21 protein-coding genes and 1 tRNA gene are annotated in these 23,448 nt (G+C 71.1%); 16 read left to right on the top strand and 6 right to left on the bottom strand.

Annotated elements, in window-relative coordinates:
- The first annotated feature begins 2 nt into the window (after positions 1–2).
- From OG766_RS13210 to OG766_RS13170, 9 genes are all read left to right on the top strand, one after another.
- Positions 3–881, top strand: coding sequence for an FAD binding domain-containing protein (locus OG766_RS13210; RefSeq protein WP_266373754.1), 879 nt, complete (start codon positions 3–5; stop codon positions 879–881).
- Complete coding sequence (locus OG766_RS13205; RefSeq protein WP_328725395.1) at positions 878–2,458, top strand: 2Fe-2S iron-sulfur cluster-binding protein; 1,581 nt, start codon at positions 878–880, stop codon at positions 2,456–2,458. Before OG766_RS13210 ends, OG766_RS13205 begins: the two co-directional genes overlap by 4 nt.
- Positions 2,455–4,761 carry a xanthine dehydrogenase family protein molybdopterin-binding subunit gene (locus OG766_RS13200; protein WP_266373756.1) on the top strand — a complete coding sequence of 769 codons (2,307 nt, stop codon included), beginning with the start codon at positions 2,455–2,457 and terminating at the stop codon, positions 4,759–4,761. Before OG766_RS13205 ends, OG766_RS13200 begins: the two co-directional genes overlap by 4 nt.
- Before the next feature lie 167 nt (positions 4,762–4,928).
- Positions 4,929–5,432, top strand: a complete 504-nt coding sequence (locus tag OG766_RS13195; RefSeq protein WP_328725394.1) for a hypothetical protein — start codon at positions 4,929–4,931, stop codon at positions 5,430–5,432.
- Positions 5,433–5,465: 33 nt separating this feature from the next.
- Positions 5,466–7,706 carry a DUF6571 family protein gene (locus tag OG766_RS13190; protein ID WP_328725393.1) on the top strand — a complete coding sequence of 747 codons (2,241 nt, stop codon included), beginning with the start codon at positions 5,466–5,468 and terminating at the stop codon, positions 7,704–7,706.
- 3 nt (positions 7,707–7,709) lie between these two features.
- A complete protein-coding gene (locus tag OG766_RS13185) occupies positions 7,710–8,399 on the top strand; it encodes a hypothetical protein (RefSeq protein ID WP_328725392.1) in 690 nt (229 codons plus the stop codon).
- A gap of 188 nt (positions 8,400–8,587) precedes the next feature.
- Complete coding sequence (locus OG766_RS13180) at positions 8,588–9,304, top strand: VanZ family protein (RefSeq protein WP_328725391.1); 717 nt, start codon at positions 8,588–8,590, stop codon at positions 9,302–9,304.
- A gap of 68 nt (positions 9,305–9,372) precedes the next feature.
- Positions 9,373–10,110, top strand: coding sequence for a response regulator transcription factor (locus OG766_RS13175; RefSeq protein WP_328725390.1), 738 nt, complete (start codon positions 9,373–9,375; stop codon positions 10,108–10,110).
- Positions 10,103–11,200 (top strand): sensor histidine kinase, encoded by a 1,098-nt coding sequence (locus OG766_RS13170; protein WP_328725389.1) that lies wholly within the window; start codon positions 10,103–10,105, stop codon positions 11,198–11,200. The genes OG766_RS13175 and OG766_RS13170 overlap by 8 nt, the downstream gene beginning before the upstream one ends.
- 88 nt (positions 11,201–11,288) lie before the next feature.
- Here OG766_RS13170 and OG766_RS13165 read toward each other — a convergent pair.
- Positions 11,289–11,363: transfer RNA gene (locus OG766_RS13165), tRNA-Cys, on the bottom strand.
- A 226-nt stretch (positions 11,364–11,589) separates the two neighbouring features.
- Between OG766_RS13165 and OG766_RS13160 the strand changes: the two genes are divergently transcribed.
- From OG766_RS13160 to OG766_RS13135, 6 genes are all read left to right on the top strand, one after another.
- On the top strand, positions 11,590–13,053 hold the full coding sequence (locus OG766_RS13160; protein ID WP_266373765.1) for an MFS transporter: 1,464 nt from the start codon (positions 11,590–11,592) through the stop codon (positions 13,051–13,053).
- Between the two features lie 57 nt (positions 13,054–13,110).
- On the top strand, positions 13,111–13,311 hold the full coding sequence (locus OG766_RS13155) for a hypothetical protein (protein WP_266373766.1): 201 nt from the start codon (positions 13,111–13,113) through the stop codon (positions 13,309–13,311).
- Positions 13,308–13,703, top strand: a complete 396-nt coding sequence (locus OG766_RS13150; protein WP_266373767.1) for a type II toxin-antitoxin system death-on-curing family toxin — start codon at positions 13,308–13,310, stop codon at positions 13,701–13,703. The genes OG766_RS13155 and OG766_RS13150 overlap by 4 nt, the downstream gene beginning before the upstream one ends.
- A 267-nt stretch (positions 13,704–13,970) precedes the next feature.
- Positions 13,971–15,755 (top strand): DEAD/DEAH box helicase, encoded by a 1,785-nt coding sequence (locus OG766_RS13145; protein ID WP_266373769.1) that lies wholly within the window; start codon positions 13,971–13,973, stop codon positions 15,753–15,755.
- A gap of 454 nt (positions 15,756–16,209) precedes the next feature.
- The gene (locus OG766_RS13140; protein ID WP_266373770.1) at positions 16,210–16,851 is read left to right on the top strand and encodes an IclR family transcriptional regulator; all 642 of its coding nucleotides are present in this window, start codon (positions 16,210–16,212) and stop codon (positions 16,849–16,851) included.
- A gap of 140 nt (positions 16,852–16,991) precedes the next feature.
- Positions 16,992–17,789 carry a S16 family serine protease gene (locus OG766_RS13135; RefSeq protein ID WP_266373771.1) on the top strand — a complete coding sequence of 266 codons (798 nt, stop codon included), beginning with the start codon at positions 16,992–16,994 and terminating at the stop codon, positions 17,787–17,789.
- 90 nt (positions 17,790–17,879) lie between these two features.
- Here OG766_RS13135 and OG766_RS13130 read toward each other — a convergent pair whose 3' ends face one another.
- The 5 genes from OG766_RS13130 to OG766_RS13110 are packed head-to-tail and all read right to left on the bottom strand — an operon-like array spanning position 17,880 to position 22,081.
- Positions 17,880–18,878 (bottom strand): glycine betaine ABC transporter substrate-binding protein, encoded by a 999-nt coding sequence (locus OG766_RS13130; RefSeq protein ID WP_266373772.1) that lies wholly within the window; start codon positions 18,876–18,878, stop codon positions 17,880–17,882.
- Positions 18,879–19,733: an ABC transporter permease gene (locus OG766_RS13125; protein WP_443045487.1), complete on the bottom strand. Its 855-nt coding sequence runs from the start codon at positions 19,731–19,733 to the stop codon at positions 18,879–18,881.
- Positions 19,723–20,955 (bottom strand): betaine/proline/choline family ABC transporter ATP-binding protein, encoded by a 1,233-nt coding sequence (locus OG766_RS13120; RefSeq protein WP_323137234.1) that lies wholly within the window; start codon positions 20,953–20,955, stop codon positions 19,723–19,725. The genes OG766_RS13125 and OG766_RS13120 overlap by 11 nt, the downstream gene beginning before the upstream one ends.
- Positions 20,933–21,580, bottom strand: a complete 648-nt coding sequence (locus tag OG766_RS13115) for an ABC transporter permease (RefSeq protein ID WP_266373774.1) — start codon at positions 21,578–21,580, stop codon at positions 20,933–20,935. Before OG766_RS13115 ends, OG766_RS13120 begins: the two co-directional genes overlap by 23 nt.
- Positions 21,581–21,607: 27 nt before the next feature.
- Entirely contained in the window at positions 21,608–22,081 is a 474-nt protein-coding gene (locus tag OG766_RS13110; RefSeq protein ID WP_266373775.1) for an Lrp/AsnC family transcriptional regulator, read from the bottom strand.
- Between the two features lie 122 nt (positions 22,082–22,203).
- Between OG766_RS13110 and hppD the strand changes: the two genes are divergently transcribed.
- Positions 22,204–23,349, top strand: a complete 1,146-nt coding sequence (gene hppD / locus OG766_RS13105) for a 4-hydroxyphenylpyruvate dioxygenase (protein ID WP_266373776.1) — start codon at positions 22,204–22,206, stop codon at positions 23,347–23,349.
- Positions 23,350–23,448 lie beyond the last annotated feature (99 nt).

The following is a 23,448-nucleotide window of genomic DNA, read 5'->3' as shown; positions in this document are numbered from 1 at the left end:
GGTTGACCACGCACGCACCGCAGACGGCGCAGTCCGTGACGCTGCCGGCCTCGCTCGACGAGGCCGTGGCGGCGCTCACCGCCATGCCCGCCGCCGTGCCGGTCGCCGGTGGTACGGACCTGATGGCGGCCGTCAACAAGGGCCGACTGCGGCCCGCGGGCCTCGTCGGACTCGGCCGTATCAGCGAGATCCGCGGCTGGCAGTACCAGGACGGGCACGCGCTCCTCGGCGCCGGCCTCACCCACGCCCGGATGGGCCGTCCCGACTTCGCCGCGCTCATCCCCGCGCTCGCCGCGTCCGCGCGCGCCGCCGGGCCCCCGCAGATCCGTAACGCCGGCACGCTCGGCGGCAACATCGTCACCGCCGCCCCCACCGGAGACACCCTGCCCGTACTGGCCGCCCTGGAGGCGGACCTGGTGATCGCGGGACCCGGCGGCGCGACGAGGGAGATCCCCGTCTCCCATCTGCTCGCCGGCCGCGAGATGCTCGGCCCCGCCGAGCTGATCGGCTTCGTCCGCGTACCGCTGCTGCACGCCCCGCAGGTGTTCCTCAAGGCCACCGGGCGCACCGGCCCCGGCCGGGCCACGGCTGCGGTCGCCGTCGTCCTCGACCCGGCGCGGCGCGGCGTGCGTTGCGCGGTCGGCGCGATCGCCCCCATGCCGCTGCGCCCGCTGGAGGCGGAGCGCTGGATCGCCTCGCTGATCGACTGGGACGGTGAGCGCGGGCTCGCCCCGGAGGCGCTGGCGGCGTTCGGCGAGTACGTGGCGGCCGCCTGCATCCCGGACCCGCAGGGCGAGGAGCAGCTGCCGCCGGCCGTCCTGCATCTGCGGCGGGTGGTCGCCGCGCTGGCCCGACGAGCACTGGGGAGGGCGCTGTCATGAGCTCCGAAGAGAACACGTCGCGCAACCGCGCCCCGCACGGCGGCGGCTGGCAGCCGATCCCGCAGGGCGGCGAGTACGACGCCGAGGCCACGGCGTTCGTCCAGCTGCCGCCCGAGGCCGAGATGGACATTCCGCTCGCCGCCCCCGGGCACGGGTACGTGCCGCCGCAGATCCCGCCCGTGACGCCCGAGGCGGCGGCCGATCCGGCGGCGACGGGCGCCTGGACCGTGTCGCAGCAGGGGGCGCCGCAGGCCTCCCACGACCCGCGCGTTCACGATCCCCGAGCCCACGATCCCCGAGCCCACGATCCCCGAGCCCACGATCCCCGAGCCCACGATCCCCGAGCCCACGATCCGCGGGCCACGGGCCAGTGGACGTTCCCGGAAGCCGTGGACCCGTCGGCGGGCCCCGCGGAACCGTCCCCGGAAGCGGGGAGCGACCTCACGGGGCAGTGGACGATTCCGGTCGCCCAAGGGGACATCCCGGAGGAATCGGGCGAGTTCACCACGTCCGCCCTCGCGTCCCAGTGGGGCGGCGGCACCCCGCCGGCCACCCTGCCGGGCGGCGCGGCGGCCCCCTGGGCCACGACCCCGGACGGCACGCCCGCCGCCGGTACTCCGCTGCCCGAGCCGGTGCCCGAGGTGTCGTACCCGGCGACCCTGCCCGGCGGTGCGCCCGCGCCCTGGGCGACGCAGCGGCCTGTCGGAGGTGACGCCGTACCCGCTCCCGAGCAGCAGGGCGAGCCGGCCGTACCCGACGCCCGCTCCGGGGAGCCCAGGCCCGACACCTCTGAGGCCACCCGGCCGACCGATCCCGTGGAGCACGCGGAGTCGGTGGAGTCGGTGTCCGCGGAAGCCGTGGTGCCCGACGCGGGCGCGGTGGCCGACGAAGGCGCGGACACCTCCGCCGAACCCTCCGGGGCCCAGAGCGACGAACACCCCCACAGCTCGTACATCCTGCGCGTGAACGGCGCCGACCGCCCCGTCACGGACGCCTGGATCGGCGAATCGCTCCTGTACGTGCTGCGCGAGCGCCTCGGCCTCGCCGGCGCCAAGGACGGCTGCTCGCAGGGCGAGTGCGGCGCGTGCAACGTCCAGGTCGACGGCCGGCTCGTGGCCTCCTGCCTGGTGCCCGCGGCCACGGCGGCCGGCTCCGAGGTCCGTACGGTCGAGGGCCTGGCCGCCGACGGCGAACCGTCCGACGTCCAGCGCGCCCTCGCCAAGTGCGGAGCCGTCCAGTGCGGCTTCTGCATCCCCGGCATGGCCATGACCGTCCACGATCTGCTGGCGGGCAACCACGCCCCGACGGAGCTCGAGACCCGTCAGGCGCTCTGCGGGAACCTCTGCCGCTGCTCCGGCTACCGCGGCGTCATCGACGCCGTGAATGAGGTCGTCGCCGAGCGCGAGGCGAGCGCCGCGGCGGCGGCCGAGGCCGTCGAAGAGGCCCGCGGGGGGAACCGCGACGGTGCCCATGACGGGACCCACGAGGGGATCCATGAAGGGGCCCGCATCCCTCACCAGGCACCCCCCGGCGCCGGTAGTGTGCAGCCCCACCCGCACGACGGAGGCATGGTGTGAGCAACGACGCGGCCATCGCGGCCCCGGCGGTCGACGGTCCCCAGCAGGAACTGCCCGCTCACGGCCTCGGTGCATCCCTTCCCCCGGCCGACGCCCGCGCCAAGACCGAGGGCACCTTCCCGTACGCCTCGGACCTCTGGGCCGAGGGGCTGCTGTGGGCGGCGATCCTGCGCTCCCCGCACCCTCATGCCCGTATCACGGCGATCGACACCTCCGCCGCGGCCGAGATGCCCGGCGTACGGGCCGTCATCACCCACGCCGACGTGCCGGGCGACGCCGCCTACGGGCGCCGGATCGCCGACCGCCCCGTCTTCGCCTCCGACGTCGTGCGCCACCACGGGGAGGCCATCGCGGCGGTCGCCGCGGACCACCCGGACACGGCCCGGCTCGCCGCGGCGGCGATCTCGGTCGAGTACGAGGTCCTCGAACCGGTCACCGACCCCGAGAAGGCCTTCGCCGCCGAGCCGCTCCACCCCGACGGCAATCTGATCCGCCACATCCCGCTGAGCTTCGGCGACCCGGAGGCGAGCGGAGAGACCGTCGTCGAGGGGCTCTACCGCATCGGCCGCCAGGACCCGGCGCCCATCGGCGCCGAGGCCGGCCTCGCCGTGCCGCGCCCCGACGGCGGCGTCGAGCTCTACACCGCCTCCACCGACCCGCACACCGACCGCGACCTGGCCGCCGCCTGCTTCGGCCTGGACCAGGAACGCGTCAAGGTCGTCGTCACCGGCGTCCCCGGCGCGACCGGCGACCGCGAGGACCCGGGCTTCCAGATCCCGCTCGGCCTGCTGGCCCTGAAGACCGGCTGCCCGGTCAAGCTCGCCGCCACCCGCGAGGAGTCCTTCCTCGGCCACGCCCACCGCCACCCCACCCTGCTGCGCTACCGCCACCACGCGGACGCCGAGGGCAAGCTGGTCAAGGTGGAGGCGCAGATCCTGCTGGACGCGGGCGCGTACGCCGACGCCTCCTCAGAGTCCCTCGCCGCCGCCGTCGCCTTCGCCTGCGGCCCGTACGTCGTCCCCCACGCCTTCATCGAGGGCTGGGCCGTCCGCACCAACAACCCGCCCTCCGGCCATGTGCGCGGAGAGGGGGCGCTGCAGGTGTGCGCGGCGTACGAGGCCCAGATGGACAAGCTGGCCGCGAAACTGGGTCTGGACCCCACGGAGATCCGTCTCCGCAACGTCCTCGCGACCGGCGACATCCTCCCCACCGGCCAGACCGTGACCTGCCCCGCCCCGGTCGCCGAACTCCTCCAGGCCGTCCGCGACTTCCCGCTGCCCACGCTGCCGATGGACACCCCCGAGGAGGCCTGGCTGCTGCCCGGCGGACCCGAGGGCGCCGGCGAGCCCGGCGCGGTGCGGCGCGGCGTCGGCTACGCCCTCGGCATGGTCCACATGCTCGGCGCGGAAGGCGCCGACGAGGTCTCCACGGCCACCGTGAAGGTCCAGGACGGCATCGCCACGGTCATCTGCGCGGCCGTCGAGACCGGACAGGGCTTCGCCACCCTGGCCCGCCAGATCGTGCAGGAGACCCTCGGCATCGACGAGGTCCACGTCGCCTCCGTCGACACCGACCAGCCCCCGGCCGGCCCGGCCGCCCACGGCCGGCACACCTGGGTCTCCGGCGGCGCGGTCGAGCGCGCGGCCAAGATGGTCCGCACCCAGCTCCTGCAGCCCCTGGCCCACAAGTTCGGCATGTCCACCGAACTGCTCCAGATCACCGACGGCAAGATCACGTCGTACGACGGCGTCCTCTCCACGACGGTCACCGAGGCCATGGACGGCAAGGAACTCTGGGCCACCGCCCAGTGCCGCCCCCACCCCACCGAGCCCCTCGACGACCACGGCCAGGGCGACGCCTTCGTCGGCCTCGCCTTCTGCGCGATCCGCGCGGTCGTCGACGTCGACATCGAACTCGGCTCCGTACGCGTCGTCGAGATGGCCGTGGCCCAGGACGTCGGCCGCGTCCTCAACCCCGCCCAGCTCGCCACCCGCATCGAAGCGGGCGTCACCCAGGGCGTCGGCGCCGCCCTCACCGAGAACCTCCGCACCGCCCGCGGCCTCGTCCGCCACCCCGACCTCACGGGCTACGCCCTGCCGACGGCCCTCGACGCCCCGGACGTCCGCATCGTCAAGCTCATCGAGGAACGTGACGTGGTGGCCCCCTTCGGCGCCAAGGCCGCCAGCGCGGTCCCGGTCGTCACCTCCCCGGCCGCCGTCGCCTCCGCGGTCCGCGCGGCAACGGGCCGCCCGGTCAACCGCCTCCCGATCCGGCCCCAGGCGGCGGTGGCCTCCTCCGCCTGAACTCCGGGACGGTGAACGGGAGTTGGGATCGTCGACCCGTGTCGACCGTGCTGGGAGCGGCCAGGTGAACGTGACATCACCGATAGCTCTTGCGAGTGTGTGAAGCCGTTCACTAGGTTCGATCGCAGTGTGCCCGGACGACGGGACACACGGGGGAAGGAACCTTCATGGCCTGGGACGAGTGGGAGCAGCTCAAGAGCGCGGCGGGCGAGAGACAGCCGACCGGCATGCAGCTCAATCAGGTGCCCGCGGATCCGGGCGGTTCTGGCACCGGCGGTTCCGGTACGGGCGGTTCTGGTCCGGGCGGGCTCGTCGTGAACCAGGACGACCTGGGAGCCGTCGGGCACGAGGCGTTCATTCTGCACGGCGAGCTGAGCAAAGGGGCGGACCTCGCCGGGATGGGGGCGGACAAGAGCGGGGCGGGGTCGACGATGCAGGCCTCTTCGGAGCTCTCACGGAACCACTTCGCCCTGGGCCCGGCCCTCGGAACCGCCTTGAGCGTGTGGGACACCTCCCTGAAGACCCTGCTGCAGGCCTGCGCGCACATCTCCAACCACCTCGACTACAGCAAGGCGCAGCACGCGAACGACGACGCGCAGATCGCCGCTTCGCTGCGGCACCGGGACGGCAGCGCGGAGTCCTGGTCGAAGATCAACGAGTACTTCAAGTAAACGCGGGGAAACGGGCGGAACAGGGGTACAGCGGTGGGCAGCCTCACTCTCACAGACCTCGTCGAGGTCGATCTCGGCAAGCTGGGCACGGCCGTCGCGGACTGGAAGAAGGCCGCCGACAACCTCAAGAAGCTGGCGAGCAGCGCAGACAGCGGCATGTACGCCAAGTCGGAGCGTGCGCGCTGGCGCGGTGACAACGCCACGGTGACCCGTGACTTCGTCCGCAAGACGAAGAAGGAGTTCGCCGACGCGCAGGCGCAGGCCCAGACGACGTACCAGCTTCTTGAGGACGCCCACACCGAACTCGTCGGCATCCAGAAGAAGGTGCAGACCGCGGTCGGCACGGACGCGGCCAATCTCGGCTGCCGGATCGAGGACATCGGCGGCGGAGCCGTCCGCTGGTTCTTCCCGCGCGTACGGGGCGACTCCGGCGACCGCACTGACGCAGAGAAGGGCGCGGCCCAGGCCCTGGCCGACCGCGTGACCGGGCTGATCGGGCACGCGACGGAGATCGACGCCTCCGTGTCGCGGGCGCTCGGCAAGTCGCACGGCAACGACCCGAACAACTTCGGGCACACGAACTACGACTCGCTCGACGCGGCCCAGGAGGAGCGCGCCGCCGAACTCGCCCAGAAGAGCCTGAAGCTCTACAAGGAGGGCAAGGAACTGTCGGAGGAGGAGCTCAAGGAGCTCCGCACGATCCTCAGGTACAACGCCGACGACCAGCCCTTCGCCACCAAGCTCTACCGCGACCTCGGCCCCGAGGGCGCCCTCAGGTTCCAGGCTCAGATCTCCCTCGACGGCACCGCCGAGGGCGGCACACAGCTCCAGCTCGCGCGCAGCATCCAGGACAGCATGGGCGTCGCCCTCGCCACCGCGCAGCCGAAGCTCGGCGACGAGTACACCCAGGAGCTGATGAAGCTGGGGCGCAGCAACCTCGACCTGGAGATGCTGGGCAACCGCATCGAGCCCAAGGGCTACCAGGTCCTCGGCACCCTGCTGCGCCACGGCACGTACGAGAAGGACTTTCTCGACAAGGTCGGCAACGACATGATCGCGTACGAGCGGGAGATGGACGGCGGCGCCTGGTCCCGCCCGGACGGCAGCTACGCGGGCATGGAGGGCTTCGGCCTCAACGCCGACGCGACCGGCGGAGGCGGCTGGGATCCGCTCACGGGCCTCCTGGAGGCGTACGGCCGCAACCCCGACGCCTCCACCGCCTTCCTGCAGGCGAACGTCGCGGGCCCCGGCGAGCGCATGACCAACCTCGACTACCTGATGGGCATGGGCTCCGACGGCAAGGGCGAGGGCGCCCGCACCTGGATCCCCGACGCGACCTCACCGATGACCGCGGGCGAGGACAAGGTGTTCGGCAAGGACGCGCTCGGGCACGCGCTGGAGGCGGCGACGACGGGCATGCCGTTCGACCACGGACCGGTCTCCCCGCACCCGGAGCACACGCCGGAGCGCCTGGCCATCATGGAGAAGGTGGTCAACTCGCTGGCGGGGGACCCCAAGCTGATGGACGACAAGATGGCCGACAGCATGGGGCGCATGGCGGGCGAGTACATGCCGGAGATCAACAACACGCTGCGGCAGGGCGATACCTTCGCGGACCTGTACGGGCATCCGCAGAATTTCGACGCCATGGCGACCGTCGAGTTCCTGGACGTGCTGGGCCGGAACCCGGAGTCGTACGCAGAGGCGACCCTCGGGGCGGAGAACTATTCGGCGACATTGATGAACGACGTCGTGAAGCACCCGGACAGGTTCTCCGGCACGCCGGCCGTGAACCTGCAGAACGTCGCCTACGGCACGGGAACCGTCGAAGGCATCCTGGGCGGCGCGCGGCACGACGAGATCGTCACTGCCGGGCAGTTGAGCGACAAGGACTACAACGAACAGCTGCAGAAGCGTGCCGACATGTTCAACTCGGTCTTCGGCTCGACGGTCGGCCTGGCCACCGAGCGGGTTCCCGTGGCGGGGGAGATCATCAACGGCGTCACCGAGATGGTGGTCGGCGAGGTGGTCGAGGGGGCGGAGCGCAACACCGCGGCCCAGACGGCGGACGACGCCGGCAAGTCGTCGTTCGACAGCCGGCGGAACGCCACCGAGCAGGCGCTCAACGGCCTGTCCGTGGCCGGTAGCCCGGCAGGTGTCAACGATAGGGATCTGCGCGGGACTGTGCACACTCAGACCGAGGCGGGCTACGACCACGGCGAACAGATGCACAGAGAAGCGAAAGACTTCTACCAGCGCAAACCTCCGGAGTAGAGCATGGCGACGATGAAATCCGCATGGAGCAAGATCCTTGTTCTCGTCGGGGCATTGGTTCTCGCGGCCGCGGGTGTAGGAGTGTGGCTCTGGGCGGGCGGCGGCGAGAATGAGGCCAAGCCGCTGAGCGCACCCGCGAAGCCGTGTTGGGACGGTACGCCGAGCCGGGAGTCGTTGCAGAAGCTGCTCGGGCCGGGCAAGGAGTTGATCCCCAGGAAGTCCTCTTACGAGGTGATCAAGGATCACTGGCCGAGCCACTGCGGTTACGAGGCTCAGGGCGACGGCGGGGTGGACACAGTGCTGTCGCTGAACCTCAGTTGGGACAGCGATCCTCCCAAGGCGAACGACTTCCAGGCTGCCGGCGCCCTCCGCGGTGACAAGGCGAAGACGTTCGACGCTGGGGTGCACGCCTACTACCTGCGGGCCACGAACCGGCTCTACTTCCGGTGCGATGTGGATCAGCCGAAGGACGCTCCGGAACACATCCGGAACGACAAGTACGTAAGGGTGGACGTCCTGGCGTACCCGATGGACTCCGCTCGTCTCACCGCGAAGCAGGCCCGCCAAGTGGGCCTCGACATGGTCCTGGAGGTCGCCCACAAGGTCGCGGGCCAGGCGGGTTGCACCAACGACACCAACCTTCCGAAGACTGCTCCACAGGTCGCCGAGGCGAACTGGCCCCGCTACCACTAAGCTCTACGCGACGCAGCCCGACACCGCCGTCACGGTCCCGTTCTGCAGCAGGAAGAGCCCCGCTGAGCCGGCGCATGTCCGGCTACGACGACCCGGCCGTGGAGAAGGCCCGCCGGAGGCTCCGTGTATCGCGGGTGTATCGAAAATCGCATACGCCACCGCAACGGGCCTCCGTCTCCAATGAGGGCATGAACCACTACGCGTCCCCGTCGGCGCCGCCCCGCCGTACGCGCAGGATCGTGATCCTCGGCCTGGCGATCCTCGGCTTGGCGAGCGCCGTGTTCGTCGTGCGGCGGCCGCTCATGATGTCCGCTCCGAGGTGCATGGCCGGGCGGTGGCACGGCTGCTTCGACACGTTCAACGGTGTGGTGCTCATGACGCTGGTCGCGCTGCCGTTGGCCGTGCTGGTGGTGTGGGCTCTGGCGCGCCGTCGGCGTGCCGCCGGCGTCACATGGGCGTGGCGGATGTCGCTGGCCGAGGTGGGCATGGTCCACGGGACCGTGCCGTTCGTGTGGATGACCATGATGCCGGGCGCCGGGGCCGGTACCGTCCCCGCCCGGCTGAGCCTGGTGCCGCTGCGGGACCTGGTCACGATGGGGCCGCTCGGGATCGTCGGCAACCTGCTGGTCTTCGCGGCGCTGGGGTTCTTCGCCCCGATGCGCTTCCGGGCGGCGGCGTCCGTGCCGCGGATCCTGGCGCTCGGGGCGGGCTGCTCGGTCCTGGTCGAAACCGCACAGTACGTCCTGCGGCTGGACCGGGTGTCCTCCGTGGACGACGTACTGGTCAACGCCGCCGGCGCCGTCCTGGCCGCGCTGGCGTCGCGCCGCTGGTGGCGCAGTACGGCGGATGCGCCGTCGGACCGGCCGCGCCCCGCGCCGGCACCGGCACCGGCACCGGCAGGCTGAGTCGCGGGTCCGGTGTGTGCAGGTCTTCGCATACGTCGGCGATACGCAGTGCTGCTTAGGCTTCGGACATGCGCGTACTGATCGTGGAGGACGAGCCCTACCTGGCCGAGGCCGTCCGTGACGGTCTGCGGCTGGAGGCGATCGCCGCCGACATCGCCGGTGACGGCGACTCCGCCCTGGAACTGCTCAGCGTCCACTCCTACGACCTCGCGGTCCTCGACCGCGACATCCCCGGTCCCTCCGGCGACGAGGTCGCCCGGCGCATCGTCGCCTCCGGCAGCGGCATGCCGATCCTCATGCTCACCGCCGCCGACCGGATCGACGACAAGGCTTCCGGGTTCGGGCTCGGCGCCGACGACTACCTCACCAAACCGTTCGAGCTGCGGGAGCTCGTCCTGCGGCTGAGGGCGCTCGACCGCAGACGCGCGTACGCCCGGCCCCCGGTCCGGGAGATCGCGGGCCTGCGGCTCGACCCCTTCCGCCGGGAGGTCTTCCGCGACGGACGCTACGTCGCGCTCACCCGCAAACAGTTCGCCGTGCTGGAAGTCCTCGTCGCCGCCGAGGGTGGGGTCGTCAGTGCCGAAGAGCTGCTGGAACGGGCCTGGGACGTGAACGCCGACCCCCTCACCAACGCCGTGCGCATCACCGTCTCCGCACTGCGCAAACGGCTCGGCGAGCCATGGATCATCGCGACGGTGCCCGGCGTCGGCTATCGGATCGACACCGGTACGGACACCACCGGCCTCGGCACGGACACCACCGGCCCCGCCAGGGACACCACCGACCCCGGCTCTACGCGTGCCTAGACGCCCGGGGCTCAGCGCCCGCATGAAACTCACCCTCAGCTATGCCGGGTTCCTCGCCGTCGCCGGCGCTCTCCTGCTGGCCGTGGTGTGGGTGTTCCTGCTGCGCTACGTACCCGACAACCCCCGGGGCCTTCTCGGGATCGCGCCCAACCGCTACCTCCTGGTGCGCACCTTCGCCCCCGCCGCGGCCGTGGCGATGGTCTGCCTGCTCGTGTTCGGCGTCCTGGGAGGTTGGATCCTCGCCGGCCGGATGCTCGCACCCCTCACACAGATCACGGATGCGGCACGGATGGCCGGGAACGGGTCGCTGTCCCACCGGATCCGCATGAAGGGCCGCCAGGACGAATTCCGTGAACTCTCCGACGCGTTCGACTCGATGCTCCGACAACTCGAGTCCCACGTCGCCGAGCAGCAGAGGTTCGCCGCGAACGCCTCCCACGAACTGCGCACCCCGCTGGCGATCTCGCGCACCCTCCTCGACGTCGCCCGCAAGGACCCCACGCGGGACCGGGGCGAACTCATCGAACGCCTGCACGCTGTCAATACGCGGGCGATCGACCTCACCGAGGCCCTGCTGCTGCTCAGCCGCGGCGAGCGCGGACACTTCACCCGCGAGAGCGTCGACCTCTCCCTCATCGCCGAGGAAGCCGCCGAAACGCTGCTGCCCCTCGCCGAACAGCGCCGGATCTCGCTCGACGTCACCGGCGGGGCGGCCCGGACCAGCGGCTCCGCGGAGCTCCTGCTGCGGATGGTGACGAACCTCGTCCAGAACGCCGTCGTCCACAACCTCCCCGCCGGCGGCACCGTGACGGTCCACACCGAGGCGCACGGCGACACGAGCGTGCTGCGGGTCGAGAACACGGGCCGTCGGCTCCCACCGGAACTGGTCCCGACCCTCACCGAACCCTTCCAGCGCGGAACGGAACGCGTACGCACCGACGAGCACGCAGGCGTCGGCCTCGGCCTGGCCATCGTGCACAGCATCGTCCGCGCCCACGACGGGACCCTCGACCTCGCCCCCCGCCCCGCCGGCGGTCTCCTCGTCACGGTCCGGCTTCCCGTCATTCCCGCAGCGCGTGGTCGCAGCTGAGACGGGGACGAGACGGAGACTGAGACGGACGACCAAAAGGGCGGCACCCTCCGGGGTGCCGCCCACTCGCTCTGCCTGCTGAAGGCAGTGGAGACCGTGGCGGGATTCGAACCCACGTAACTCGCTTTGCAGGCGAGCCCCTGAACCACTCGGGCACACGGTCGTGTGCTTCTCGATGCGTCGAACTTACGGGCGGGGCCGAGCGGCGCTCAAGGACTTCGGCGGGGCCGCAATACGACTGCCATACGCCGTTCACGGTCGGGGCGCCGGCGGTCTGCGGCGGAGCGCCGGCGGTCTGTGGCGGGGCGGCGGACTAGGACCAAGGGATGAGGACGAGCCCCGTCCTGCGACAGGGGCGAGTCGAAACGATGCCCCTTACCCTGGGGCGCATGGCCGCCCTCGACGCACGCGACACCGATGACACCGATGACACCGCCGGCAGAGACGCCGACCTCGATGACCGAGGTGGTGTCCTCGGGCGCAGTCACCGTGCGCTCAGCATCGGGATCGTGTCCGTCGTGCTGCTGATCGCGTTCGAGGCGACCGCCGTCGGGACCGCGATGCCCGTGGCCGCGCGGGAGCTGGACGGGGTGCCGCTGTACGCGTTCGCCTTCTCCGCGTACTTCACCACCAGTCTGTTCGGGATGGTGCTGTCGGGGCAGTGGGCCGACCGCAGCGGGCCGCTCGGGCCGCTGACCGCCGGGATCACCTGCTTCGGGGCCGGGCTGCTGCTGTCCGGGGCCGCCACCTCGATGTGGCAGTTCATCGGCGGCCGGGCCGTCCAGGGGCTGGGCGGCGGGCTGGTGATCGTCGCGTTGTACGTCGTCGTCGGCCGGGCCTACTCGGAGCGGATGCGGCCGACGATCATGGCGGCGTTCGCCGCGAGCTGGGTGGTCCCGTCCGTCGTGGGGCCGCTCGCCTCCGGGACGGTCACCGAACAGCTCGGCTGGCGCTGGGTGTTCATCGGCATCCCGGCCCTGGTCGTCGTACCGCTCGCGCTCGCGCTGCCCGCGATACGGCAGCGGGCGTCCGGGCCGCTGGACCCGGCGGCGCCGGTCGCGGCGTTCGACCGGCGCAGGATCCGGCTGGCGCTCGGGATCTCGCTGGGCGCGGGCCTGCTGCAGTACGCGGGCCAGGACCTCAGGCCGCTGTCGCTGGTCCCGGCCATGGCGGGCGCCGCGCTCCTGGTGCCCTCCGCGCTCGGCCTGCTGCCGCCCGGGACGCTGCGTTCCGCGCGCGGGCTGCCGTCGGTGGTCCTGCTGCGCGGTGTGGCCGCCGGATCGTTCATCGCGGCCGAGTCCTTCGTACCGCTGATGCTGGTCACCCAGCGCGGGCTGTCGCCGACGCTCGCGGGAATGTCGCTCGCGGTGGGCGGGGCGACCTGGGCGCTGGGGTCGTTCGTCCAGTCCCGGCCGGGCGTGGAGCCGTACCGGGAGCGGCTGATGGTGGCCGGGATGGTGCTCGTGGCGGCGGCGATCGCGGCCGCGCCGAGCGTGCTGATCGCGTCCGTGCCGGTGTGGATCGTCGCCGCCGCATGGGGCTGGGGCTGCTTTGGCATGGGCCTGGTCATCTCGTCGACCAGTGTTCTGCTGCTGAAGCTGTCGGCACCCGAGGCGGCGGGCGCCAACTCCGCCGCCCTCCAGATCTCCGACGGCCTGTCGAACGTCCTCCTGCTGGCCGCGGGCGGCGCGGCCTTCGCGGCGCTCGGCGGCGGTGCGGCGGGCGCGCACATGGCGGCGGGCGCGGACGGTGCGCACCCGGCCGCCTTCACCGCCGTGTTCCTGCCCATGGCGGTCGTGGCGCTGCTCGGCGCGTGGGTCGCGACCCGCCTCCACGCCCGCCGTCCGGCGTAGCGCGGATCGCGTGGAATTCGCCGCGCGGTGCGGCGGGGGCGCGCTTAGCATCGGGCCATGCATGAGCTCACGATCATCCTCACCGACGCCGAACGCGACGCGCTGCACGATCTCGCGGACGCACAGGACCGGGCCGCGGAGGAGCTCGCGCACGATGCGGTGCACCACTATCTGCGGGTGCAGAACGACCGGCTGGAGGCGCTGGCCGGACGGTTGGCGCAGCAGCACGCGGGGCTGCTGAGGAGGCTCGGCGAATGACCCACCAGACCACCACCCAGACGCGTCATCTCACCGTGAGCGAGGTGACCGGCATCGCCCGGATCGCCTTCGGCGGTCATCCGCCGGAGCTGCGCGCGGGCGGTCTGCTGGAGTCCGCGGTGCACCGGCCGCGCTCGCGGATGTACGGAGTCGCCGCGTACCCGGACCTGTACGAGCAGGCCGGCGCGCTGCTGCACGCCATCGCCGCGAACCACCCGTTCGTCGACGGCAACAAGCGCACGGCCTGGCTGTCGACCGCCGTCTTCCTCGCCCTCAACGGCTCCGATCCCGCGGGCATCGACCAGGACCGGGCGTACGACCTGGTCGTCTCCGTGGCCGCGGGCGAGCTGACCGATCCGGCGACGATCGGGGCGGTGCTGCGCACGCTGTGAGCCGGGCGGTACTGCGCACGCTGTGAGTCGGGCGGTGCTGCGCACGCTGTGAGCCGGGCGGTACTGCGCACGCTGTGAGTCGGGCGGTGCTGCGCACGCTGTGAGCCGGGCGGTACTGCGCACGCTGTGAGCCGACGGCGCGGGCTGTGAGCCGGGTCTCAACCCCGTCCGCCATGGCCCGATGACGCCCGTCCCGGAGCGGTCGCACCGGTAGGGTGGCCCGGTTGTCGTACGTAACGCCGTAGCCCCTGCCTCGAACCGGAGACCGTGACTACTACCGCCTCCCACCACCTCTCACCTGCCTTTCCCGGCCGGGCCCCCTGGGGTACGGCCGGCAAGCTGCGCGCCTGGCAGCAGGGCGCGATGGAGAAGTACATCCAGGAGCAGCCCCGTGACTTCCTCGCGGTCGCGACCCCCGGGGCCGGCAAGACGACGTTCGCGCTGACCCTCGCGTCCTGGCTGCTGCACCACCATGTCGTGCAGCAGATCACCGTGGTCGCGCCGACCGAGCATCTGAAGAAGCAGTGGGCCGCCGCGGCGGCGCGGATAGGCATCAAGCTGGATCCGGACTACAGCGCCGGTCCGCTGAGCAAGGAGTACGACGGCGTCGCCGTCACGTACGCCGGTGTCGGCGTACGTCCGATGCTGCACCGCAACCGCAGCGAGCAGCGCAAGACCCTCGTCATCCTCGACGAGATCCACCACGCCGGTGACTCCAAGTCGTGGGGCGAGGCGTGCCTGGAGGCGTTCGAACCGGCCACGCGTCGGCTCGCGCTCACCGGTACGCCCTTCCGCTCCGACACGAACCCCATCCCCTTCGTCACGTACGAGGAGGGCAACGACGGGATCCGGCGGTCCTCCGCCGACTACACGTACGGCTACGGGAACGCCCTCGGCGACGGCGTCGTCCGGCCCGTGATCTTCCTGTCCTACAGCGGCAACATGCGCTGGCGCACCAAGGCCGGGGACGAGATCGCCGCGCGGCTCGGCGAGCCGATGACCAAGGACGCGATCTCGCAGGCGTGGCGGACCGCGCTCGACCCGCGCGGCGACTGGATGCCGAACGTGCTGCGCGCCGCCGACCAGCGGCTGACCGAGGTCAGGAAGGCCATTCCGGACGCGGGCGGCCTCGTCATCGCCTCCGACCAGGACTCGGCGCGCTCGTACGCCAAGCTCATCCGGGAGATCACCGGCACGAAGGCGACCGTCGTGCTGTCCGACGACGCGGGCGCGTCGAAGCGGATCGACGAGTTCAGCGAGAACGAGGACCGCTGGATGGTCGCCGTCCGGATGGTGTCCGAAGGCGTCGACGTCCCGCGGCTCTCGGTGGGCGTGTACGCCACGACCATCTCGACGCCGCTCTTCTTCGCCCAGGCGGTGGGCCGTTTCGTACGGTCGAGGCGGCGCGGCGAGACCGCGTCCGTGTTCCTGCCGACGATCCCGATGCTGCTCGGCTTCGCGAACGAGATGGAGGTCGAGCGTGATCATGTGCTCGACCGGCCGAAGAAGGAGGGGGAGGAGGACCCCTACGCCGAGTCCGAGAAGGAGATGGACGAGGCGAACAAGCAGGAGGACGAGGACACCGGCGAACAGGACATGCTGCCCTTCGAGGCGCTGGAGTCCGACGCCGTCTTCGACCGGGTGATGTACAACGGCGCCGAGTTCGGCATGCAGGCGCACCCGGGCAGCGAGGAGGAGCAGGACTACCTCGGCATCCCCGGGCTGCTGGAACCGGACCAGGTGCAGATGCTCCTCCAGAAGCGGCAGGCGCGTCAGATCGCGCACAGCCGCAAGAAGCCGGACGAGGAGGCGGACCTGCTGGAGCTGCCCGCGGAGCGGCGTCCGGTGGTCTCGCACAAGGAGCTGCTGGAGCTGAGGAAGCAGCTGAACACGATGGTCGGCGCATACGTCCATCAGAGCGGCAAGCCGCACGGCGTGATCCACACCGAGCTGCGGCGCGTCTGCGGAGGGCCGCCGAGCGCGGAGGCGACGGCGGGGCAGATCCGGGAGCGGATCAAGAAGGTGCAGGAGTGGGCCACGCGCATGCGCTGAGCGCCTGACGCGGCGTGAGCTGACGGCCCGCCAGATCCTGAGCCCACGGCCCGTCAGACCCTGAGCGCGGGCCGCCCGCGCCCAGGTGCCTTCTCGCCCTACCTACCGGTACCGGTGCTTCCGTACCGGCCTTCCCGCCGTACCGACCGGTCCAGGAACACCTCTTCGGCAGAGGCTGAAGAGGTACGTATCGGCCCAGATCGCCTGTCGTCCGGACATGCATCCCGATGGCGGGTGCCTCGCGCCCGTGACGCCCGGATTCTGGACGAGGTCTTCCGCTGAGCGGACCAGGTCGCTAAATTCCACCGCAATGAAACGCCCCGTGGCAGCGCCGCCGCGGAGCGCAGCCGGTGTGCCATGGCCTGCCGGCGGCCTCTCCGTGCGTCGCCGATGGGACCGGTGCCGCTGGCCTCCTGAGAGCGTCGCCGTCACTCACCTCGAAGGAGAGGGCGTCGTGACCGCGGAGACCTCCCAGACGCTCGACCGGGGACTGCGTGTCCTCAAGCTGCTCGCCGACACCGACCACGGGCTCACCGTCACCGAGTTGTCCAACCGGCTCGGCGTCAACCGGACCGTCGTCTACCGTCTGCTCGCCACCCTGGAGCAGCACGCCCTGGTCCGCCGTGACCTGGGTGGCCGGGCCAGGGTCGGGCTCGGCGTGCTCCGCCTCGGACGGCAGGTGCATCCGCTCGTACGGGAGGCGGCGCTGCCCGCGCTGCGTTCGCTCGCCGAGGACATCGGCGCGACGGCCCATCTGACGCTGGTCGACGGCGCGGAGGCGCTCGCGGTCGCGGTCGTGGAGCCGACCTGGACGGACTACCACGTGGCGTACCGGGCCGGGTTCCGCCACCCGCTGGACCGCGGCGCCGCGGGCAAGGCCATCCTCGCCGCCCGGCAGGGCGGTCTGACCGAGCCCGCGTACACCCTCACCCACGGCGAACTCGAGGCGGGCGCGAGCGGCGCGGCCGCACCGCTGATCGGCGTGACCGGCATAGAGGGCAGCGTCGGTGTCGTCATGCTGGCCGACTCCGTGCCGGAACGCGTGGGCCCCCGCGTCGTCGACGCGGCCCGCGAGGTCGCGGACGCCCTCCGCTGACCCACGAAGGCTCCCCTCTGACCCACGAAGGCTCCCCCCGCCCGTGACCCTCGCCCGTGATCCCCGCCCGTGATCCTCGCCCGCGACCCCCACGCGTGACCCCGGTCCTGGCCTCCCGGGCGGACCGATACATTGACACCGTGTTCTCACGCCTCTCTCGTCTCTCGCGCCCCTGGGCTCTCGCCGTCTGCGCCGTGCCGGTCGTCGCGCTGCTCGCGGTCGCGGGTCTCGCGCCGCTGCCGTTCACCGTGGCCCAGCCCGGGCAGACCACCAATGTGCTGGGGGCGGACAAGGGGAAACCGGTGATCACGATCTCCGGGGCGCCCGTGCGGAAGACCGACGGACAGCTGCGGATGACGACGATCGTGGCGACCGGGCCGTCGGTCGACGTCGACTTCGGGGACGTCCTGGACGCGTGGATCCGTGCCGACCGCGCCGTGCTCCCGCACGACGTCGTCTACCCCTCCGGGCAGTCCGACGAGCAGATCGAGAAGCACAACACCGCGGAGATGGTGAAGTCCCAGAACAGCGCGGTGCAGGCTGCCCTGGGCTACCTCAAGAAGGACCCGGACACCGTGAAGGTCGGCCTGAACCTCGCCGACGTGGGCGGCCCCAGCGCCGGGCTGCTCTTCTCGCTCGGCATCGTGGACAAGCTCGACGGCGACGGCGCGGGCGGCGATCTCACCGGCGGCCGCACCGTCGCCGGTACGGGAACGATCGACGCCGACGGCAAGGTGGGCGCGGTCGGCGGTGTGGCCCTGAAGACCCAGGCCGCGGCCCGCGACGGAGCGACCGTGTTCCTGGTCCCGAAGGCCGAGTGCGACGCCGCCGAGGCCGAACTCCCCGACGGGCTGCGGCTGATCCCGGTCACGGAGCTGAAGGACGCGGTGTCCTCGCTCAGGGCGCTGGAGAAGGGCGGACAGGTCCCGCAGTGCTGACTCGCGGTCGGACAGGTCCCGCAGTGCTGACTCCCGGTCGGACAGGTCCCGCAGTGCTGACTCGCGGGTCCGGGGACGTGTCCCTCACGCTCAGCCCTCCTTGATGAACCCCTCCTGGATCAGCCACTCCTTCGCCACCGTGTGCGGATCCTGCCCCGCCACGTCCACCTTCGCGTTGAGGTCCTGCGCGACCTCGGTGTTGAGCTTCTTGCTGAGCGGGTCCAGCAGCTTCGCGATGTCGGGGTACTTCTCGTACGTCGCCCGGTGCAGCACCGGCGCCGCGTTGTAGTTGGGGAAGAAGTGCTTGTCGTCCTCCAGGGTGATCAGGTTCATCGCCTTGATCCGGCCGTCGGTCGTGTACACCTCGCCGAGCAGGCATGAATCCGACGCCGACACCTGGGTGTAGATGATCCCGGCGTCCATCTTCCGGATGTTGGCGGCCGGGATGTTCATGCCGTACGCCTTCTCCATGCCCGGCAGTCCGTCCTCGCGCGAGGCGAACTCGTTCTCCACGCAGAGCGTCACCGCCGACGGGTCCTTGTGCGACAGGGCCGCCACGTCGGACAGCGTCTTCAGCCCGTACTTCGCGTTGTTCTTCTGACTGATCGCCAGCGCGTAGGTGTTGTCGAGGGTGGAGGCGGGCAGCCAGACGACGCCGTGCCCGCGGTCCGCGTCACGTACCGCCAGCCACTGCTGGTACGGGTCCACGATCGGCTCCTGATGGCCCAGGTACGTGATCCAGGCCGTGCCCGTGTAGTCGTACATCGCGTCCGCGTCGCCGTTGACGATCGCCTCGCGCGCGCTGATCGACCCCGGCAGGTTCGTACGGTCCAGGACCTCCGCGCCCGCCGCCTTGAAGATCAGCCCGATCATCGAGCCCAGGATGATGTTCTCGCTGAAGTTCTTCGACGTGACCGTCAGCGAGGCGCCCTTGAGCGGCTGCCCCTGGCCGACCGATCCCGGCTTCACGTCGTCCACCAGCGGCGAACCGCTCTTGAGCCCGCAGCCCGCGAGTCCCGCCGGCGCGGCCAGCAGCAGCAGCGCGCAGCCGGCCAGCGCGGTCCGCAGCGACCGTCCGCGCCCGCGCATCTAGCCCGCCTCCAGTCCGCGTGGCGTCAGCATCAGCTCGACCAGCGAGGCCAGCCAGTCCACCAGCAGGGCGAGGGCCACCGTCAGCACCGAGCCGAGGATCAGCACCGGCATCCGCTGGGTCTGGATCCCCGAGGTGATGAGGTCGCCGAGGCCCCCGCCACCGACGAACGTGGCCAGCGTCGACGTGCCCACGTTCAGCACGAGCGCCGTCCGCACCCCCGCGAGGATCAGCGGTACGGCCAGCGGAAGTTCGACCCTGGTCAGCGTCCCCGCCGCGGACATGCCGATCCCGCGCGAGGCCTCCACCAGCTGGGGATCGATCGCCTTCAGACCGGCCACCGTGTTGGCGAGCACCGGCAGCACGGCGTAGACGACCATGCCGATGATCGCGGTGGACGGGCCGATGCCCAGCCAGATCACCAGCAGCGCGAGCAGCCCGATCGCCGGGGTCGCCTGGCCGATGTTGGCGAGCGCGGTGAACAGCGGTGCGGCCCGGGAGAGTCCGGGCCTGGTCAGCGCGATGCCCAGGGGAATGGCGATGATCAGCACCCAGAAGGTGGAGATCGCGGTGAGCTTGACGCTCTGCCAGGTGCGGAGCGGTACGTTGCCGCCGGCCAGGGAGTTCTGGGCGATCGTGTCGAGCTGGACGTTGCTGATCCACAGATACGTGGCCAGCAGCACGAGGACGAGGACGGCCGGCATCACCACCAGCTTGCGCCAGGTGATCCGGCGCGCGGGCACCCGCGGCGGCGGTGCCGGCTCCTCCTCCTCGTCGCGGAAGGCATGGCCCTTGACGTCGTGCTCTCCGGGAGGGCGCTCGGGGGACGCGGTGTTCACGTGCTCACCCACCACCCTCCAGCTCCTGCTCGGTCCTGTGGTGGCGCAGCTCCTCCAGCTGGTGCTGGTGCTCGATGGCGGCCAGCCGGTCCGCCTCCAGCATCTCGTGCACCGAGTTCATCAGCGTCTCCATGTCGACGACGCCGATGTACTCGCCGCGCCGGCCGGTCACCGCGACCCGCCCGCCGCTGTCGATGAGCACCGCCTCCAGCGCGTCGTGCAGCGTGGCGTCCCGGGTGACGGTGTCGTGCACCAGCTGGCCCGCGCGCGCCAGTGAACCCTTGGCCCGCATCAGGTCGCCGCGCCGCAGCCATTTGTACGGCCGGCCGCGCCGGTCCAGCATCAGCAGCTCGTTGTGGGTGCTCAGCCGCAGCTTGTTGAAGATCGACTGGAGCGGGTCGTCCACGCCGACCGTCGGGAAGTCCGCCACCTCGACGTCCCGTACCCGGGTCAGATTGAGCCGTTTCAAGGCGGCTCCCGCGCCCACGAACCCGGAGACGAAGTCGTCGGCCGGGTTGGTGAGGATCGCCTCCGGGGTGTCGAACTGGGCGATGTGCGAGCGTTCCCGCAGCACCGCGATCCGGTCGCCGAGTTTGATCGCCTCGTCGAAGTCGTGGGTGACGAACACGATCGTCTTGTGCAGTTCGTGCTGCAGCCGGATCAGCTCGTCCTGGAGGTGGTCCCGGGTGATCGGGTCGACGGCCCCGAACGGCTCGTCCATCAGCAGCACGGGCGGATCGGCCGCGAGCGCCCGTGCCACGCCCACCCGCTGCTGCTGCCCGCCCGACAGCTGCCGCGGATAGCGCCCGTGGAACTCGCGCGGATCGAGCCCCACCAGATCGAGCATCTCCTCGACCCGCTCCCGCACCCTCGGCTTCGACCAGCCGGCCATCTTCGGTACGAGGGCGATGTTCTCCGCGACCGTCATGTGCGGGAAGAGGCCCGAGGCCTGGATCGCGTACCCGATGTTGCGGCGCAGCTTCACCGGGTCCATGTCGGTGACGTCCTCGTCGCCGATCCTGATCCGTCCGGACGTCGGCTCGATCAGCCGGTTGATCATCTTCAGTGTGGTGGACTTCCCGCAGCCCGAGGGCCCGACGAAGATGACCGTCTCACCGGCCTTGATCTCCATCGAGACGTTGTCGACGGCCGGGTTGGGGTTGCCCGGGTAGCGCTTGGTCAGCTCGTGCAGCTCGATCGCGGCTCCGGAGGACTCAGGCACGGATCCCCCTCGCAATGGTGAGCCTGCCGAGCCCGACGTACGCGGCGTCGAAGAGCAGGGCGAGGATGACGATGCCGAGCGTGCCCGCGAGCACCTGGTTCAGCGCGTTGGCGCTGCCCAGCGAGGCGATCCCGCGGAAGATCTCGTTGCCGAGCCCCGGCCCCGAGGCGTACGCGGCGATCGCGGCGATGCCCATCAGCATCTGGGTGGAGACCCTGATGCCGGTGAGGATGGGCGGCCACGCGAGCGGCAGCTCGATCCGCAGCAGTCGGCCCATGGGGGACATCCCGATGCCCTTGGCCGCGTCCACCAGCGAGGGGTCCACGCCCCGCAGCCCGACGATCGAGTTGCGGACGATGGGCAGCAGCCCGTACAGCGTCAGCGTGATCACGGTCGGCGGCACGCCCAGGCCCACCACCGGGATCAGCAGACCGATCAGGGCGAGCGAGGGGATGGTGAGGATCATCGCCGTCGTGGTCATGGCGAGATTCCCGCCCCAGCCGCTGTGGTACGTGACCAGGCCGATCAGGACGCCCAGCACGGTGGCGATCACCATGCACTGGAAGACGACGCTGGCGTGCTGGTAGGTGTCGGTGAGCAGCTGCTGGTGGGCCGTGACCAGGTACTCCCAGAAGCTCATCCGCCGTCACCTCGGTCCCTGCTCGCGTCAGCCGGCGTCCTGCGCGGCCTGTTCCACCAGCGGGATGATCCGCAGGGGCACGGGGTTCTCCATCACGATCGCCGTCGACGCCCGCACGATGCCATCAAAACCGACAACCCGGTCGATCACCCGCTGAAGGTCGGCGTTGGAGCGGGCGACGAGCCGGCAGAGCATGTCGCCGTGACCCGTCGTCGTGTGCAGCTCCAGCACCTCGGGGACGGAGGCCAAGTGGGCTCGTACGTCGGCGCCTTGACCCTGCTTGATCTCCAGCGTCGCGAACGCGGTGACGGGATAGCCGAGGGCCGACGGGTCGACGTCGGGCCCGAATCCGCGGATGACTCCGTTCGACTGAAGCCGGTCCAGCCGCGCCTGGACGGTGCCGCGCGCCACCCCGAGCCTGCGGGAGGCCTCCAGCACCCCGATCCTCGGCTCCCGTGCGAGCAGCACGATGAGCCGGCCGTCCAGATGATCGATCGCCACAGCAGCCTCCCCAGTAGTCATCCTGTACAGATCGCCCGAACAAATCGGACTGCGACCGAGCACATTGCCCAGCCGATACACAAACTATTGCGCAGCTTGTGGATCGGCGGGAGTCTGCCGCCATGACTGAGACCCTGGGACACACCCCCGACACCGCCCGGCAGGCCGACCTCTTCCCGGTGAAGGGAATGGACGCGGTCGTCTTCGCCGTCGGCAATGCCAAGCAGGCCGCGCACTACTACTCCACGGCCTTCGGCATGAAGCTCGTCGCCTACGCGGGCCCCGAGACCGGCAGCCGTGAGACCGCCTCGTACGTCCTCACCAACGGCGCCGCCCGCTTCGTGTTCACCTCCGTCATCAAGCAGGCCACCGACCGGGGCCGCTTCCTGGCCGAGCACGTCGCCGAGCACGGCGACGGCGTCGTCGACCTGGCCATCGAGGTGCCGGACGCCCGCGCCGCCTACGCCTACGCGACCGAGCACGGCGCCCGCGGCATCGAGGAGCCGTACGAGGTCAAGGACGAGCACGGCACCGTCGTCCTCGCCGCCATCGCCACGTACGGCAAGACCCGCCACACCCTCGTGGACCGGTCCGGTTACGACGGCCCGTACCTGCCCGGCTTCGTCGCCGCCGACCCGATCGTCGAGCCCCCGGCCAAGCGGACCTTCCAGGCCATCGACCACTGCGTCGGCAATGTCGAACTCGGCAGGATGAACGAGTGGGTGGCCTTCTACAACAAGGTCATGGGCTTCACCAACATGAAGGAGTTCGTCGGCGACGACATCGCGACCGAGTACTCGGCGCTGATGTCGAAGGTCGTCGCGGACGGCACGCTGAAGGTGAAGTTCCCGATCAACGAGCCGGCGATCGCGAAGAAGAAGTCGCAGATCGACGAGTACCTGGAGTTCTACGGCGGCGCCGGCGTCCAGCACATCGCGCTCGCCACGAACGACATCGTCGCCACCGTGCGCACCATGCGCGCGGCCGGGGTGCGCTTCCTGGACACGCCGGACTCGTACTACGACACGCTCGGCGAGTGGGTCGGCGACACACGGGTGCCGATCGAGACCCTGCGTGAGCTGAAGATCCTCGCGGACCGCGACGAGGACGGCTATCTGCTGCAGATCTTCACCAAGCCGGTCCAGGACCGGCCGACCGTCTTCTTCGAGATCATCGAGCGGCACGGGTCGATGGGCTTCGGCAAGGGCAACTTCAAGGCGCTCTTCGAGGCGATCGAGCGCGAGCAGGAGAAGCGCGGAAACCTGTAAGCAGCACCGGTTGAAACCTGTACACCGCACCGGCTCCGGTCCGGTCCGCCCGCGGCCCCACGGCCCTGAACCGTGGGGCCGCGCGGCGTTGCCGTACGG

This window comes from Streptomyces sp. NBC_00259, from assembly GCF_036181745.1.
GTDB lineage: Bacteria > Actinomycetota > Actinomycetes > Streptomycetales > Streptomycetaceae > Streptomyces > Streptomyces pratisoli.
This window is presented reverse-complemented; position numbering and strand designations above follow the sequence as displayed.

Excerpts from the sequence above, each read along its gene's own strand:
- OG766_RS13155 (WP_266373766.1), top strand. The coding sequence starts at position 13,111 with ATGCATGAGCTCACGATCATCCTCACCGACGCCGAACGCGACGCGCTG.
- OG766_RS13195 (WP_328725394.1), top strand. The coding sequence starts at position 4,929 with ATGGCCTGGGACGAGTGGGAGCAGCTCAAGAGCGCGGCGGGCGAGAGA.
- OG766_RS13180 (WP_328725391.1), top strand. The coding sequence starts at position 8,588 with ATGAACCACTACGCGTCCCCGTCGGCGCCGCCCCGCCGTACGCGCAGG.
- OG766_RS13150 (WP_266373767.1), top strand. The coding sequence starts at position 13,308 with ATGACCCACCAGACCACCACCCAGACGCGTCATCTCACCGTGAGCGAG.
- hppD (WP_266373776.1), top strand. The coding sequence starts at position 22,204 with ATGACTGAGACCCTGGGACACACCCCCGACACCGCCCGGCAGGCCGAC.
- OG766_RS13115 (WP_266373774.1), bottom strand. The coding sequence starts at position 21,580 with ATGAGCTTCTGGGAGTACCTGGTCACGGCCCACCAGCAGCTGCTCACC.
- OG766_RS13185 (WP_328725392.1), top strand. The coding sequence starts at position 7,710 with ATGGCGACGATGAAATCCGCATGGAGCAAGATCCTTGTTCTCGTCGGG.
- OG766_RS13160 (WP_266373765.1), top strand. The coding sequence starts at position 11,590 with ATGGCCGCCCTCGACGCACGCGACACCGATGACACCGATGACACCGCC.
- OG766_RS13130 (WP_266373772.1), bottom strand. The coding sequence starts at position 18,878 with ATGCGCGGGCGCGGACGGTCGCTGCGGACCGCGCTGGCCGGCTGCGCG.
- OG766_RS13175 (WP_328725390.1), top strand. The coding sequence starts at position 9,373 with ATGCGCGTACTGATCGTGGAGGACGAGCCCTACCTGGCCGAGGCCGTC.
- OG766_RS13205 (WP_328725395.1), top strand. The coding sequence starts at position 878 with ATGAGCTCCGAAGAGAACACGTCGCGCAACCGCGCCCCGCACGGCGGC.